The following is a 12,830-nucleotide window of genomic DNA, read 5'->3' on the forward strand; positions in this document are numbered from 1 at the left end:
GGCTGTACGAGGGTGTCCCCACCCGTACCGAACGTACCCGTGACCCCACCGGGAGGCGGCTTTGGACGGCAACGAGGGCATGGATGAGGTCGGTTGGGAGGTCGACTCCGACGACGAGTCGAGCGCGGTCGCCGAGCTCATCGGGCGCCAGGTGAAGTTCTGGCGGGAGGCGGCAGGGCTGCGGGTGGTGCAGTTCGGGGAGTTGATGGGGTACGGGGAGAACCTGATCCACAAGGTGGAGCGCGGGGCGCGGATTCCCAGGCCGGAGTTCTTGGATCGGGCTGATGAGGTCTTGAACGCGGGCGGTCATCTGAGAGGGCTGAAGCCCGACGCGGAGAAGGTCCGGTACCCGAAGAAGGTGCGGGACCTGGCCAAGCTTGAGGCCCAGGCGCTGGAGCTGTGCACATACAACAACTCGGTGATCCATGGGCTGTTGCAGACGGAGGAGTACGCACAGGCCGAGGTCCGGAATCGGCAACCTCCCTTCCCGGAGGAGGAAGTAGAACGGCGCGTGGCCGGTCGCATGTCGCGGCAGGGCATCGTCGATGATGCGTCAGGACTGCCTGTTTTCAGCTTCGTGCAGTGCGAGTCGACATTGCGCCGCGCCAACGGGGGCAGACTGGTGATGCGCAGGCAGCTCGAACACCTGTTGGAGGTTGGGCAGTTGCGGAACGTGACTATTCAGGTCTTGCCGCTGGACCGCGAGGAGAACGCCGGGCTAGGCGGGTCGCTGTCCCTGTTCAAGCTCAAGAGCGGAACCACCATCGGGCACCTAGCCGTTCAGCTCATCAGCCGAGTGATCACTAACCCACGCGAGCTCCAGATCCTCGACATGCGCTATGGCATGATCCGGGCGCAGGCCCTCACGCCTCAGGAATCGCGGGACTTCATCGAAGAAGTGCGGGGAAAGACATGACACTGGAGTGGGTCAAGAGCAGCTACAGCACCGCCGACGGGCCCGACTGCGTCGAAGTTGCCTGGCGCAAGAGCAGCCACAGCACCGCCGATGAGCCCGAGTGCGTCGAAGTGGCCGCCACCCTGGAAGCCATCCTCATCCGCGACTCCAAGAACCCCGACGGCCCCCGCCTCACCCTCACGCCCGGCGCCTGGGCGGAGTTCATAGACGGCGCCGCGAAGTGAGACCCGAGCTTCTTCACCTGACGGTTCTGGGCAGCGCGACGCCCCATCCGAGCGTGGACAATCCGTGCTCGGGCTATCTGGTGTCGAGCGAGGACACCCGTATCTGGGTGGATGCGGGCAGCGGGACGCTCGGCCCGCTCCAGCGTCATGTGCGGCTGGATGAGCTCGATGCGATCTGGATCTCGCATCTGCACGCCGATCACAGCGCGGACCTGCTCACCGCGTACTACGGCGCGCTGTACGCGGACATCCGCCTCGCAGCGCCGATCCCTCTCTACGGTCCGCCTGGAATCGCCGACCGGCTGGCCGGTTTCCTCACCAACACTCCGGCTCGCAGCCCGATCGAATCTGCCTTCACAGTTACCGAGTTGCACGACGGGCATCGGGCGGCCGTTGGTTCGCTCCAACTGACCAGCCGGGCGGTGTCACACGGGATTCCGGCCTTCGCCGTGCGCATCGAGGCGGCAGGCAAGTCGCTGGTGTACTCCGGAGACACGGCACCGTGCCCGAGTCTCACGGAGCTGGCCGAGGGATGCGACGTGCTGCTGTGCGAAGCCGATAGCACAGAGGCACCAGCCGAGGGCGAACCGGTGCACCACACTCCCGAGGACGCCGGCGACACAGCCGGCTCGGCCGGGGCGGGCCGACTGATCGTCACACACGTCGGCCGCTCTCTCACGCCGCAGCAAGCGGTGGCGCGTGCCTCGGCGCGGTTCGATGGTCCCGTCGACTACGCCGCCCCCAGTGCCACCTTCTCCATCGGCTAGGTCGCCCGGTTGCGGCGGCACAGGAAGTGCACGAAGCGGCCAGCGGCGGTGATCGCTCCGGGGCCGAAGAGGACGGCGCGCCCGGGCTCGAACGCTTCGAGATCACCGTCACCCCCGAGGGACAAGCCGTCGCCTGGCCTGGCGGCCAGGGCCACCAGGACCCGGCCACGGCTCCAAGAACCCTCAGCAGGGTTCGGCCAGAAGCGCGGCGACTGCGGCGGCGAACTGCTGCGGTGCGTCGTCCGGATGCCGGGCGAAGTGACGTTCCGTACACGCAAGTTGATGTACCGTAACCACAACTAAACGGCCCCCGTGCTGGTTGCCGCCAGCGGCGAGGGCCTTCATTTCCAGTGCCTGCATCGGAGCACCGAAAATGCATCGCCATGTTATCGCCCCTGCGCGTTTCTTCTCCCAGGTGCCGAACGAGATCCTCCGCCACCCCCGGCTCAGCTCGGACGCGGTCCGGCTCCTGACCTGGCAGCTCTCCCTCCCCGACGGGGCGTACGAAACCCTCTCCGCCACCGCGCGCAGCGCAGGCATCGGGCGGACCGGGTTCAACCGGGCCAAGGCGCAGCTCAAGGCCGAGGGCTACCTCCACGAATGGCGCGAGCAGCGCGAACGGGGCCGGTGGGCGACCCGCCAGCTCATCTCGAACGTACCGCTCGACGCGGAGCAGGCCGCCGCCTTACGGGGCCCCGCTCCGAGTGCCGAACTTCCGACGGTCGGCCAGCCGACGGGTCGGGCCGTCGGTCGTCATCCAGACGCAACACCCCCGGAGAACACCCCCCAACCTCCCCCGCCCGCGGTCGACTTGCCGCAGGCTGACCAGACCGTCGCGGACCGGATCATCCAGGGCCTGCCGGACCTGGACCCACGCCTGCGCGTGCCGCGCGGCATGCTGGCGCAGCTCGCCGCGCTGGCAGTGCAGTGGCTTGCGCTGGGGCACAGCCCCGACGACGTACGGGACGAGATCCGGCGGGGCCTGCCCGGCAGGCATCAGGTGATCCACAGGCCGGGCGGGCTGGTCCGCTCCCTGCTCAGGGACCCCGCGCCGCCGCGCCGGGAGCAGCAGCCGCAGGTCGCCGCGTTGCGGGAGTGCGCGGGCCCCCACGGGAGCCCGACTCTGTTCCGGCCCGTCGCCGGGGAGGACCGGTGCGGGGAGTGCCGCAGGGAACGGGCCGAGGCGGGTCGGGCGGACGCCGGGGGCGGGTGGGCCGGGGCGGGCGCGGCGGCCCGGGGCGCACCGGGCGTGCGGGCGGCACTGCGGGCGGGACGCTCGGCGGTCACCCCATGACGTAACACCCCCAGCTCACCCAATCAGGGTGTTTGTCGGCCAAAGCCGCAAGCGGGGCCCGGGTGCGGCCGATTCTGATCTCTGGGCGCGGGCCCTCCTGCCCGCGCTCACGGATCCGAACCGCCACGCACACCCTGGGGAAACCATGAAGTCATCGACGTACCGCGCCGTCCCGCTGGCCGCAGGCCTCGCTCTCGCCGCGTTCGCCGTCGCCGCTGTACCGGCCACCGCGCAGACCGAGGCGCGGGCGGCGGCCGGAAGGGCCGTCCTCACGAACGCGGACGACGGCCGGACCGTGACCGTCGCCCTCGGGGACACCGTCGAGGTCAGGCTCGCCTCCATCCGCGAGGGCCATGTCCGGTGGACGTGGAGCATCCCGGAGACCGACAACCCCGACGTGCTCCACAAGACCGGGGGCAGCACCACGCCGGACGGCGGCGCCCGCGCCGACCTGAGCGCGGACGGCGTCGGCACCGCCACGGTCAACGCGGGAGGCAGCTGCGTCCCCGACCCCGGCTACGCCTGCCCGGCCGTGATCCGGTCGTGGAAGGTCACCGTGGAAGTGAAGTGAGGGGCACACACGCGGGTGTGGAAGGAGAGCGGAAGGAGAGCGGCCGCGATCGTTTGACCCTCACATCAGTGTGAACGTTTGAGGATGTCTGTCGTGGGCGGGCCCCCGCCCACGACAGACAGCGGACAGCAGTCCGCAGCGAGCGTTCCGAGGTGAGCGAGATGGACAACAAGCTCTACGACTACAGCCCCATCGTCGAGCGCGAGCCGATCCAGTGGCCGGGCGGCGCCAAGGTCGCCTTCTATGTGGGGCTCAACATCGAGCACTACGAGGTCGACAAGCCGTCGACGTCGACGTTCCCCGGCACCGCGCACCTCACCCCGGACCCGCTGAACTACGGCTGGCGGGACTACGGGCCGCGCGTGGGCTTCTGGCGGACGCTGGAGAGCCTCGACCGGCACCGGGTGCGGGCCAGCGTGCTGCTCAACTCCGACGTGGGCGACCGCTATCCGCAGATCGTCCGGGCGGGGCGCGAGCGCGACTGGGCCTGGCTCGCGCACGGCAAGAACAACTCGATCTTCCAGGCCGACATGACGGAGGACGAGGAGCGGACGTACCTGACGGACGTCGTGGAGACCATCGAGCGGACCACCGGGACGCGGCCGCGCGGCTGGATGGGGCCCGCCCTGACGGAGACCTTCCGGACCCCGCGGCTGATCAAGGAACTCGGCCTCGACTACGTCCTGGACTGGACGAACGACGACCAGCCCTTCGACCTGAACGTCCCCGGCATGTTCGGCGTCCCGTACTCCGTCGAACTCAACGACATCAACCTCTTCGTCGGCCACAGCATGACCGGCCCCGACTTCGTCCAGATCGTGAAGGACCAGCTCGACCAGCTGCACGCCGACGCGGACGCGGCCGACAGCGGGCGCGTGATGGCGCTGGCCCTGCATCCCTTCGTCATCGGCCAGGCATTCCGCGCCAAGTACCTCGACCAGGCCCTGGAGTACGTGGTGAACCACCCGGGGGTGTGGGTGACCACGTCGGACGAGATCGCCGAGCACCATCGGGGCACGCGGGGCGCTCGGGACTAGCCATGCGGGGCGCGGGCGGCCGGGCGGGGGGCGCGCGCTGCGGTGAATCACTCCCACGGACGGGCAGGTGCGGGTCGCGCCTTCTTGTCGGGCCCGCCTCGGTTCGGAACGGTTATGTTCATGATGAAGCGAACCAAGAGGACGGCCGCCCTGGCGATGGCGGGCGCCGCTCTGCTCATGGCCCCGTTCACCACCGGGCACGCCGCCGCAGCCACGCCCACCGCCCCGGCCGCCGTCGACCGGGCCCTCGCCGCCTGTGAGCACGGCGGCCCCCACACCGACTTCAAGGGCACCAGCATCCACATGCGCAACAAGCCCGGCGGCAGCCACGTCGGCTGGGCCAACCAGGGCGACTGCGCGTACTGGTACCAGGCCGACTCGGGCCCGCGCGTCCAGTGCCCCGACGGCAGCCACACCGTCGCCTGGCAGCTCGTCCAGAACAAGCGCACCGGCGTCGTCGGCTACGTGTCGGCCTGCTTCCTGGGCTGACGCCCGGAGCCGACCCTCATCTCGCCCACGTCGGCCGCCATGTGTCCGTGCCGTCGTGGGCGAGCCCGGCGGCGGCGAGATGGTCGCGGAGCACCGCGAGGCCGGGGTGCGGATTGGTGTCGTACCAGAGCAGCGAGTGGGCGTAGACCGGCGTCGGGTCGCGCAGCGGGATCAGGCGCAGGTCGTGCCCGGCGGGCCAGACCAGCGGTGTCCGCTCGCTGAGGAACGTCGCGAGCGTCTTCGAATCCGCGATGGTGTCCAGCAGGAACTCGATGCCGAAGTTCGGGCGGCCCAGCGTCTCGATCACACAGCCGAACGTCGCCGCGAGCGCGTCGTAGTACGCCGCCCACTCCGTGCCCGCCTCGTTGCCCGGCATCCAGATCCGCTGCCCCGCCAGGCGCTCCGGGGCGATCACGCTCTCGGCGGCGAACTCGTGCGCGGGCCCCGTGAACAGGTGCATCGGCTCGTCGAGGACCGGCATCGCCGCGATACCGTCCGGGAGCCGCCGCCCCGGCATGGTCACCGCCCGGAACGTCGCGTCGATCTCACCCGACTCCAGCGCCGCCACCGCCGCGTCCACTCCGTACAACGTCACGATGTCCAGCTCGATCTCCGGGTGCGCCCGGTGGAAGTCCCGCACCAGACCCGCCGTCGCGACCCGGCGCCCCACCACGTCCACGCGCAGCGGCCGCTTCCCGGGCCGCACCGACGCCGCAGCCCGCTCCTCGGCGAGGGCGAGCGCCCGCGCGTGCGGCAGGAACGCCTGCCCGTCGATCGTGAGCCGGGCACCCCTGGGCGTCCGGTCGAAGAGCCGCGCCCCCAGCTCCTTCTCCAGCGCGGCCACCCGCTTGGACACCGCCTGCTGCGTGATCCCGAGATCGACGGCGGCCTCCTGGAACTGCCCGGACTCGGCGGCGGCGAGGAACGTGCGTACGGCGTTGAGATCCACGCCGACACCCTAAGGACACAACCGGGGGTTGTGCGGCGGGGGCGGGCGGTTGTTTGCCCCGGGGTGGGAGGCCTCGTTTTGATGCCGGTCGGCGGAGTGGTCGGGACGGCGGTGAGCAGTCGGGACAGCGGTGAGCGGTCGGGACGGCGGTGAGCGGTCGGGACGGCGGAGTGGTCGGGACGACGGTGAGCGGTCGGGACAGCTGTGAAGGGGGGCTCGGGTGGTGGTCGGGGCGGTGCGCGAGCGGGTCTCGCTGGGGCGCGGGTTCCGCTGGCTGTGGGCCGCGTACGCGATCAGCTCCTTCGGCACCCGGTTCGCCTTCGACGCGTTCGCGCTCATCGCGGTGCTCGTGCTGCACGCCGGGACGGGGCAGGTGGCGCTGCTCTCCGCCGCCGGGCTCGCCGTGGGCGCGGCGGTGGCGGTGCCGCTCGGGCCGTGGGCGGAGCACCGGCGCAAACGGCCCGTGATGATCGCGGCGGACCTCGTCCGGTGCGCGGCCCTGCTGACCGTGCCCGCCGCCCACGCCCTCGGTCGCCTCACCTTCGCCCACCTCCTGGTCGTCGCGGTGGTCGTGGCCGCCGCCGACATCGCCTTCAGCGCCGCCGCCGGCGCCTGCCTGAAGGCGCTCGTGCCCCCGGCCGAGCTGCTCAGGGCCAACGGCCGCCTGGAGTCCACGTCCTGGACCGCGACCGCGCTCGGGCCACCGCTCGGCGGGGCGGCGGTGGGGGCGTTCGGGCCGGTCGTGACGGTGGCGGCGGACGCGGTGAGCTATCTGCTCTCGGCGGCGGGGATCCGGGCGATCGGCGGGGGTGAGGCACGGCCTGCGGCCACGGCAGGGCGTACGGCCACGCCATCGCGGACGGCAGCGGCCTCGCGTACGAGCGCGGACGGGGCCGTAGCCACAGAGAGCGGGCCACCTCGGATCCGCCCCCGCGATCTCGCCGACGGCTGGCGTTTCCTCCTCGCCGACCCGGCCCTGCGCCCCCTGTTCCTCAACACCGTCCTGGTCAGCGGGCTCATCATGGCCACCGCCCCGCCGCTGGCCGTCCTCATGCTCGGCCCGCTCGGCTTCGCGCCCTGGCAATACGGCCTGGCGTTCGCGCTGCCCTGCCTCGGCGGGCTCGTCGGCGCGCGCCTGTCCCCCGCCGTGGTCCGGCGCCACGGCGAGCGGGCCGTCCTGCGCACCGTCGGGACGCTGCGCGCCTGCTGGTCCGTGGGCCTGGCCTTCGTGCACCCGGGGCCGACCGGGCTCGCCCTCGTCATGGCCGTCGAGTTCGGCCTGATCACCTGCATGGGCGTCTTCAACCCGGTGTGCGCCACGTACCGCCTGGAACGGACCCCGCCCGACCGGATCGCCCGCACGCTGTCGGCGTGGTCCGTCACCAGCAAGGCGACGGTCGCCGCGCTGACCGCGCTCTGGGGGCTGCTCGCCACGGTCGCGGGCCCGCGCACGGCCGTCGCCGCGGCGGGCCTGCTCCTGCTCGTGACCCCGCTGCTCCTGCGCGGAGCCACCGCGCGGCCCAGCGCGGCCGCTCAGCCCTGAGCTATCGCACGGCCCACTTGATGGGCTCCTTGTAGAAGCCCTGCGAGTACGTCACGTTCTTGACCTTCGCGGTCACCGGAATCAGGTACGGCTCGCACACGGTGCGCTCCTCGCCCTTCTTCCAGATGTCGTCGCTGCCCAGCTCCTTCGCGCCGTTGAACTGGTTGCAGTCCTTCGGCGCGCTCTCCAGCGAGCCGATGACGATGAACCGGGTCGCGGGCGCGCCCGCGTCGGTCTCGGCGCCGACGTCGCTCATCGGCTTGGCCTCCTTGATGTCGGGGCCGCCGACGTGCTTGGCCTTCACATAGATCCAGGCGATCTTCTTGTCCTTGTACTTCTTCGGGTCGTCCAGCTCCTTGAGGTCCTCGGGCTCGCCCAGCGACACCTTCGTCGGCGTGATCGAGAACTTGCCGGTCTTCTTGTAGCTGGTGATCTCCTGCACCGGGCCCGCCTGGCCGAGCTTCAGGTTCTTCGGCGCCTCGTCGGCGGCCTTCGACGCGCCGGGCTTCCCGCCCTTGTCCGAGTCGTCGGACGGGCCGCAGGCGGTCACCGCGAGGGCGGTGGCCAGGCCGACGGCCGCCAGACCGAAGGACCGGTACTTCCGCAGACCGTTGCCGTTGCCGCTACCGCTACCGCGCAGAGTGCTCATGTGTTTCCCCGTGGTTCCACGCCGTGTCCGCCACGGCGCTCTGATCATTGCGACCGCCCATGGTGCCCTGTGGGCCGGCGCCCCGCCGCCCCGGCCCCCTCGTCGACGTACGCTCACGGTGTCACGCAGGCACGTTCCGGCACGTCCCGGTGGGAGGAGAACCCCGTGAGCTTCCGGCAGATCGAGGGCGGCGCCGACGCGGCGGAGGTGGCGCGCACCGACGCGCTCGCCCGCGAGGTCTTCATCGGCCTCGCCAACAAGTGGGCCATCCTCATCGTCAGCTCCCTCGGCGAGGGCACCCTGCGCTTCACCGAACTGCGCTCCGCCGTCGACGGCATCAGCCACAAGATGCTCACCCAGACCCTGCGCGGCCTCGAACGCGACGGCGTGGTCCACCGCACCGTCCACCCCACCGTGCCGCCCCGCGTCGAGTACCGCCTCACCGAGGCGGGCACCGCGCTGCTCCGCGCCATCGACGGCATGTGCGACTGGACGCACCGGTACATGGCGGAGATCGAGACGGCCCGCAGCCGGTTCGACGCGGGGCAGAGGGAGTCCGCCGGGTAACGGGAAGCCGCTGGGAGCGGGAAGCCGCCGCTTAGCACGGCGGCGGGCTTCTCGCCATCCCTCAACTCGGTGCGCACAGGGGTGAATTCACGTCCTGGGCCTGGGCAGCCCCCACGACCGGTGCCATCCTTCCGTCACGCACTGTGAGGACATTCCGGTGTGAGGGGGAACGATGCGCATACGCCAGAAGAGCGTGGCCGGGGGCGGCGGAGCCGTTTCCGCGGCCGTCATGGTGGTGGTCCTGGGCCTCGGAGCCGCCGCGTGCGGCCGCTCCGACGGCCCCGGAGGGAAGGTGCCGGGGCGGCAGGGCGGGTCTTCGGCCCCCGCCGCGGTCTCCACACAGGCGGGGCCCAGCGGGTCCACCGCCTCCCCTGGCGCACCCGGCGCGCCGCCCGGCGCCCAGGACAGCGGCGGGTCCCAGGGCGGCGACCCCGGGGTGCCGCCGGTCAAGCCGCCGCCGACGGACACGGGTCCGGCCGGGGCGCCCGGGCCGGGAGTCACCGGGTCGACGCCCGCGGCGCCGCCCGGGTGCAGTCCGGGCACGACTCCGGAGCCCGGCACCGACCGGTGCTCGCGCACGCCGGACACGCCCGATCCGGTGCCCCCGCCGCCGGGGACGAGCCCGGCGGGATCGCCCGTCGCGCCGGGCGGCGGCAGCGCCTCGACCGGGGGGACCTGACCGTGGGCGCCGCACCACCGCCGGGCGGCGGCGCGGGCCGACCCGCCGCCCCTGGCGCCGCCGGGGTGCCCGCGCCGCGCGCACCGCGCCTGGTGCGGACGCCCCGCGCACCGCGTCCGCCCGGCGCGCGGCGGGCCACCCGCCCCCGCCCCCCGGCCGCCCCGCCGGAGCCCTCCGCCCCCACCGGCGGCCCCGCCGAACTCGTCAACTCCGTCGTCGGCGCGGCCTCGTTCGCCGGTGCCCTGATGCTGTACGCGGGCTACATCTACACCAACGCCTACTTCGGCCACTTCCACCTCGACACGTTCGCCGTCGGCTTCGACACCTTCGAACTGGTCGTCCGCAGCCTGGGCCTCGCCGCCCTGCCCGCCCTGGAAGTCCTCGTCCTGACCCTCCTCATCCCCTACCTGCCCCGGATCCTCACCGCGCTGCGCGTCCCCGCACACCAGGTGCGCCGGCTGCGCGAGGCCGGGCGGGCGGTGGCGCGGGCCCACGCCGTCCTCATCGCCGCCGGAGCGGCCCTGCTGCTGCTGTGGCGGTGGATCCAGCCGTACGCCTGGGCGGCCCCGCTGCTCGTGGCGGTCGGCCTCCTGCTCGGCCACACCCGGGCCGCCACGACCGCGGGCGCCGCGCCTCCACCGCCCTGGCGGCGCACCGCATCCCTCCTGGCCGCGGGCCTCTTCCTCATCTGGGTCGTGGCCCTGGTCGCCGGGGAGCGCGGCCGCCACGACGCCCGCCACGACGCCGACCACCTCGTACGCCGGGTCGCCGTGGTCGTCCTCAGCACCGACCGCCTGAGCTTCGCCCCACCGGGCCCGGCGGTGGAGGACCTGGGCCGCGGCACCCACTACCGCTACCGCTACAGCGGCCTGCGCCTGCTCATAGAGCGCGACCAGCGCTACTACCTGCTGCCGCTCGACTGGCAGAAGACCACCGACCCGACGTACGTCATCAAGGACGACGACGACATCCGCATCGAGCTCCGCCCCGGCACCCAGCCCCGCCTCGGCTGACGCGCCCGCCGCGCCTCACAGGATCACGTGCGGCAGGAACCGCGCGTACTCGTCCGTGACGAGCCCCGCCGACTCCCGGATCCCGAGCCCCGCGGCCTCGCCCGCGACCACCCACGCGCCGAGGACGACGCGGTTGCCGCCGAAGTCGGGCAGCGGAGCCAACTCCTGTTAGCAGCAGGCCTCTTGGGGATACGGCTTGAAGCAGGAGCGGATGAAGCCGAGGCGCTTGTCGACGAAGCGGCGTGAGAGCCCGCGGCTGACGTCGGCGTCGCAGTACCAGTCGCCGTCGCCCTTGCTGCACTCCCCCGTTGCGCAACTCGTCGCGCATACCGTTGCGTGTACGAAACGTACCGACGACGCAGGGTAGATGACGACGCGGCGCGCCCCGCCGACGAGGCGCGGGAAGCCCCCTGATCTACTGTCCTTTCGTGTCTCTTGGGATGATTTGCGCGCTCGGTTCAGCGGTCTGCTTCGGTACGGCGTCGGTGCTCCAGGCGGTCGCCGCGCGCGCGACCGCGCCCGGTACGGGCTCCGGCGTCGATCCGGCGCTCCTGCTGCGCGCCGTGCGGCAGTGGCGGTACGTCGCCGGGCTCGCCCTCGACGGCCTCGGCTTCCTCCTCCAGATCGTCGCCCTGCGCTCCCTGCCCATCTACGCGGTCGGCGCCGCCCTCGCCGCGTCGCTCGCCGTGACGGCGGTGGTCGCGGCGCGGCTGCTGCGGGTGCGGCTCAGCGGGACGGAGTGGGGTGCGGTGGGGGTGGTCTCGGCGGGCCTGGCCATGCTCGGGCTCGCCTCCGGCGCGGAAGGGGACGAGACCGGCTCCACGGCGCTCCGGTGGGTGATGCTCGCCGTCGCCGTCGCCGTCCTCCTCCTCGGCGCCGCCGCCGGGCGCCTCCCCGACCGGGGCCGGGCGCTGGCACTCGGCCTCGGCGCGGGCTGCGGCTTCGGCGTCGTGGAGGTCACGGTCCGCCTCATCGACGACGTGTCACCGGGGGCGCTCGCCACCAACCCGGCCGCCTACGCCCTCCTGGTCGGCGGCGGCGCCGCCTTCCTCCTCCTCACCTCCGCCCTCCAGCGCGGCTCGGTCACCGCCGCGACGGCGGGCATGGTCATCGGCGAGACGATCGGCCCCGCCCTGGTGGGCGTCGTCTGGCTCGGCGACCGCACCCGCGAGGGTTTGGGGTGGCTGGCGGTCCTCGGGTTCGCGGTGGCCGTGGCGGGGGCGCTGGCGCTGGCACGGTTCGGGGAGGCGCCGGAGGGGGTTCCCGTGGGGGCGGGGCGCTAGCCCCCGCCGAGCGCCGCTGTCGGCCGGTCAGGCGCCCATCGCCCGTGCGTCTCTGCGCACGAAACGGACCCCCGGAAAGGCCGGGTGGTCAGAAGGGACCCCGGCGGGAAGCACAGGCGCCAGAGCCCCGAAAACACCCTCCATCACGGGATCCGTATACCCGGCCATCGTTCCCGACGCCTGCAGCACCGCGCCCCCCGCGGAAAGAGGAATCACGCGATGGAACGCCCCGCTCGATTCAAGGGCCCGCAGCCCGCCCAGACGACCGAGCAATCCCTCCGGGCAGACCGTCACCCACGCGTATCCGCGCAGCACGTCGCGTGCTTCGGTCAGAAACACCCGCTTCTTGCGCCGAAGCGCGATGTCGAGGTTGGACCGGTCGGAGAACTCGCGGTACTCGATACGGCCGAACGTCGGATCGGCTTCGTCCGCCGCCGCCACCACGGTCTCCACGAGGCGCTCGCAGAAGCGGGTGTCGGCCCACGACCGGCCTCCGCAGTCCACAGCTGTGGAAAGCGCGGTGAAATCCCCGGCCGGATAGGCCGCGGAACTGCGCACCCTGCCGTCATCACCCGTGTCGCCGAATTGCAGCTGCGCCCAGTAATGAGGCCGAGCGAGCTCGTCGAGGAACTCGTGCTGCCGCCCCGCTCCTTCGAAGATCTCGGGCGGGTCGTCCTCATGCCGCACCAAGGAGGCGGACCAAGCAGTGTTCGCAGACGAGCAGTCCGGGAACAGTCGGTCCCCGCACGTGACGAACCACTGCTTCGCCCGCGCGGCCCGGACTGCCGCAGGGCCGTCGAGCCACACCTCCATGTGCACGTCCATCCCAACACCTCCCGGGGCCGGCCG

At 72.3% G+C, this 12,830-nt stretch carries 16 protein-coding genes and 1 pseudogene; 12 read left to right on the forward strand and 5 right to left on the reverse strand.

Annotation, left to right across the window (positions count from 1 at the left end; genetic code table 11):
* Window positions 1–79 precede the first annotated feature (79 nt).
* The 3 genes from QUY26_RS14685 to QUY26_RS14695 are packed head-to-tail and all read left to right on the forward strand — an operon-like array spanning window position 80 to window position 1,907.
* Window positions 80–916 carry a helix-turn-helix domain-containing protein gene (locus QUY26_RS14685; protein ID WP_289955726.1) on the forward strand — a complete coding sequence of 279 codons (837 nt, stop codon included), beginning with the start codon at window positions 80–82 and terminating at the stop codon, window positions 914–916.
* Window positions 913–1,140, forward strand: a complete 228-nt coding sequence (locus QUY26_RS14690; protein ID WP_289946716.1) for a DUF397 domain-containing protein — start codon at window positions 913–915, stop codon at window positions 1,138–1,140. Before QUY26_RS14685 ends, QUY26_RS14690 begins: the two co-directional genes overlap by 4 nt.
* 53 nt (window positions 1,141–1,193) lie before the next feature.
* Window positions 1,194–1,907: an MBL fold metallo-hydrolase gene (locus tag QUY26_RS14695; RefSeq protein WP_436840333.1), complete on the forward strand. Its 714-nt coding sequence runs from the start codon at window positions 1,194–1,196 to the stop codon at window positions 1,905–1,907.
* Window positions 1,908–2,090: 183 nt separating this feature from the next.
* Here the strand turns inward: QUY26_RS14695 and QUY26_RS14700 are convergent, their stop codons facing one another.
* Window positions 2,091–2,267: a hypothetical protein gene (locus tag QUY26_RS14700; protein WP_289946719.1), complete on the reverse strand. Its 177-nt coding sequence runs from the start codon at window positions 2,265–2,267 to the stop codon at window positions 2,091–2,093.
* A 55-nt stretch (window positions 2,268–2,322) separates the two neighbouring features.
* Between QUY26_RS14700 and QUY26_RS14705 the strand changes: the two genes are divergently transcribed.
* The 4 genes from QUY26_RS14705 to QUY26_RS14720 all read left to right on the forward strand — a co-directional run bounded on the left by QUY26_RS14705 (window position 2,323) and on the right by QUY26_RS14720 (window position 5,298).
* Window positions 2,323–3,201, forward strand: a complete 879-nt coding sequence (locus QUY26_RS14705; protein WP_289946722.1) for a hypothetical protein — start codon at window positions 2,323–2,325, stop codon at window positions 3,199–3,201.
* A 145-nt stretch (window positions 3,202–3,346) separates the two neighbouring features.
* On the forward strand, window positions 3,347–3,772 hold the full coding sequence (locus QUY26_RS14710; protein ID WP_289946724.1) for a hypothetical protein: 426 nt from the start codon (window positions 3,347–3,349) through the stop codon (window positions 3,770–3,772).
* Between the two features lie 161 nt (window positions 3,773–3,933).
* Complete coding sequence (locus tag QUY26_RS14715) at window positions 3,934–4,809, forward strand: polysaccharide deacetylase family protein (protein WP_289955727.1); 876 nt, start codon at window positions 3,934–3,936, stop codon at window positions 4,807–4,809.
* Window positions 4,810–4,929: 120 nt separating this feature from the next.
* The gene (locus QUY26_RS14720; protein ID WP_289946728.1) at window positions 4,930–5,298 is read left to right on the forward strand and encodes a hypothetical protein; all 369 of its coding nucleotides are present in this window, start codon (window positions 4,930–4,932) and stop codon (window positions 5,296–5,298) included.
* Window positions 5,299–5,314: 16 nt separating this feature from the next.
* Here QUY26_RS14720 and QUY26_RS14725 read toward each other — a convergent pair whose 3' ends face one another.
* Complete coding sequence (locus QUY26_RS14725; RefSeq protein ID WP_289946730.1) at window positions 5,315–6,247, reverse strand: LysR family transcriptional regulator; 933 nt, start codon at window positions 6,245–6,247, stop codon at window positions 5,315–5,317.
* Window positions 6,248–6,467: 220 nt separating this feature from the next.
* Between QUY26_RS14725 and QUY26_RS14730 the strand changes: the two genes are divergently transcribed.
* Window positions 6,468–7,790 (forward strand): MFS transporter, encoded by a 1,323-nt coding sequence (locus QUY26_RS14730; protein ID WP_289946731.1) that lies wholly within the window; start codon window positions 6,468–6,470, stop codon window positions 7,788–7,790.
* A 1-nt stretch (window position 7,791) separates the two neighbouring features.
* Here the strand turns inward: QUY26_RS14730 and QUY26_RS14735 are convergent, their stop codons facing one another.
* A complete protein-coding gene (locus QUY26_RS14735; RefSeq protein WP_289946732.1) occupies window positions 7,792–8,439 on the reverse strand; it encodes a hypothetical protein in 648 nt (215 codons plus the stop codon).
* A 165-nt stretch (window positions 8,440–8,604) separates the two neighbouring features.
* Between QUY26_RS14735 and QUY26_RS14740 the strand changes: the two genes are divergently transcribed.
* From QUY26_RS14740 to QUY26_RS14750, 3 genes are all read left to right on the forward strand, one after another.
* Window positions 8,605–9,006 carry a winged helix-turn-helix transcriptional regulator gene (locus tag QUY26_RS14740; protein WP_289946734.1) on the forward strand — a complete coding sequence of 134 codons (402 nt, stop codon included), beginning with the start codon at window positions 8,605–8,607 and terminating at the stop codon, window positions 9,004–9,006.
* A 172-nt stretch (window positions 9,007–9,178) separates the two neighbouring features.
* On the forward strand, window positions 9,179–9,685 hold the full coding sequence (locus tag QUY26_RS14745; RefSeq protein ID WP_289946736.1) for a hypothetical protein: 507 nt from the start codon (window positions 9,179–9,181) through the stop codon (window positions 9,683–9,685).
* Window positions 9,686–9,687: 2 nt separating this feature from the next.
* The gene (locus tag QUY26_RS14750) at window positions 9,688–10,698 is read left to right on the forward strand and encodes a hypothetical protein (RefSeq protein ID WP_289946738.1); all 1,011 of its coding nucleotides are present in this window, start codon (window positions 9,688–9,690) and stop codon (window positions 10,696–10,698) included.
* 15 nt (window positions 10,699–10,713) lie between these two features.
* On the opposite strand, the pseudogene QUY26_RS14755 reads toward QUY26_RS14750, so the two are convergent.
* Window positions 10,714–10,866 (reverse strand): annotated as a pseudogene (locus tag QUY26_RS14755) (glutathionylspermidine synthase family protein); the annotation flags it as partial.
* Between the two features lie 272 nt (window positions 10,867–11,138).
* Between QUY26_RS14755 and QUY26_RS14760 the strand changes: the two are divergent.
* On the forward strand, window positions 11,139–11,981 hold the full coding sequence (locus QUY26_RS14760) for a hypothetical protein (RefSeq protein ID WP_289955728.1): 843 nt from the start codon (window positions 11,139–11,141) through the stop codon (window positions 11,979–11,981).
* A gap of 27 nt (window positions 11,982–12,008) precedes the next feature.
* Here the strand turns inward: QUY26_RS14760 and QUY26_RS14765 are convergent, their stop codons facing one another.
* Complete coding sequence (locus QUY26_RS14765) at window positions 12,009–12,806, reverse strand: hypothetical protein (RefSeq protein WP_289946743.1); 798 nt, start codon at window positions 12,804–12,806, stop codon at window positions 12,009–12,011.
* Between the last annotated feature and the right edge of the window lie 24 nt (window positions 12,807–12,830).

The organism is Streptomyces flavofungini, from assembly GCF_030388665.1.
In the GTDB taxonomy this organism is placed as follows: Bacteria; Actinomycetota; Actinomycetes; order Streptomycetales; family Streptomycetaceae; genus Streptomyces; species Streptomyces flavofungini_A.

Bases quoted from the DNA above. Each gene is read 5' to 3' on its own strand.
- QUY26_RS14685 (WP_289955726.1), top strand. From the start codon at position 80: ATGGATGAGGTCGGTTGGGAGGTCGACTCCGACGACGAGTCGAGCGCG.
- QUY26_RS14690 (WP_289946716.1), top strand. From the start codon at position 913: ATGACACTGGAGTGGGTCAAGAGCAGCTACAGCACCGCCGACGGGCCC.
- QUY26_RS14700 (WP_289946719.1), bottom strand. From the start codon at position 2,267: ATGCAGGCACTGGAAATGAAGGCCCTCGCCGCTGGCGGCAACCAGCAC.
- QUY26_RS14710 (WP_289946724.1), top strand. From the start codon at position 3,347: ATGAAGTCATCGACGTACCGCGCCGTCCCGCTGGCCGCAGGCCTCGCT.
- QUY26_RS14715 (WP_289955727.1), top strand. From the start codon at position 3,934: ATGGACAACAAGCTCTACGACTACAGCCCCATCGTCGAGCGCGAGCCG.
- QUY26_RS14720 (WP_289946728.1), top strand. From the start codon at position 4,930: ATGATGAAGCGAACCAAGAGGACGGCCGCCCTGGCGATGGCGGGCGCC.
- QUY26_RS14735 (WP_289946732.1), bottom strand. From the start codon at position 8,439: ATGAGCACTCTGCGCGGTAGCGGTAGCGGCAACGGCAACGGTCTGCGG.
- QUY26_RS14745 (WP_289946736.1), top strand. From the start codon at position 9,179: ATGCGCATACGCCAGAAGAGCGTGGCCGGGGGCGGCGGAGCCGTTTCC.
- QUY26_RS14760 (WP_289955728.1), top strand. From the start codon at position 11,139: ATGATTTGCGCGCTCGGTTCAGCGGTCTGCTTCGGTACGGCGTCGGTG.
- QUY26_RS14765 (WP_289946743.1), bottom strand. From the start codon at position 12,806: ATGGACGTGCACATGGAGGTGTGGCTCGACGGCCCTGCGGCAGTCCGG.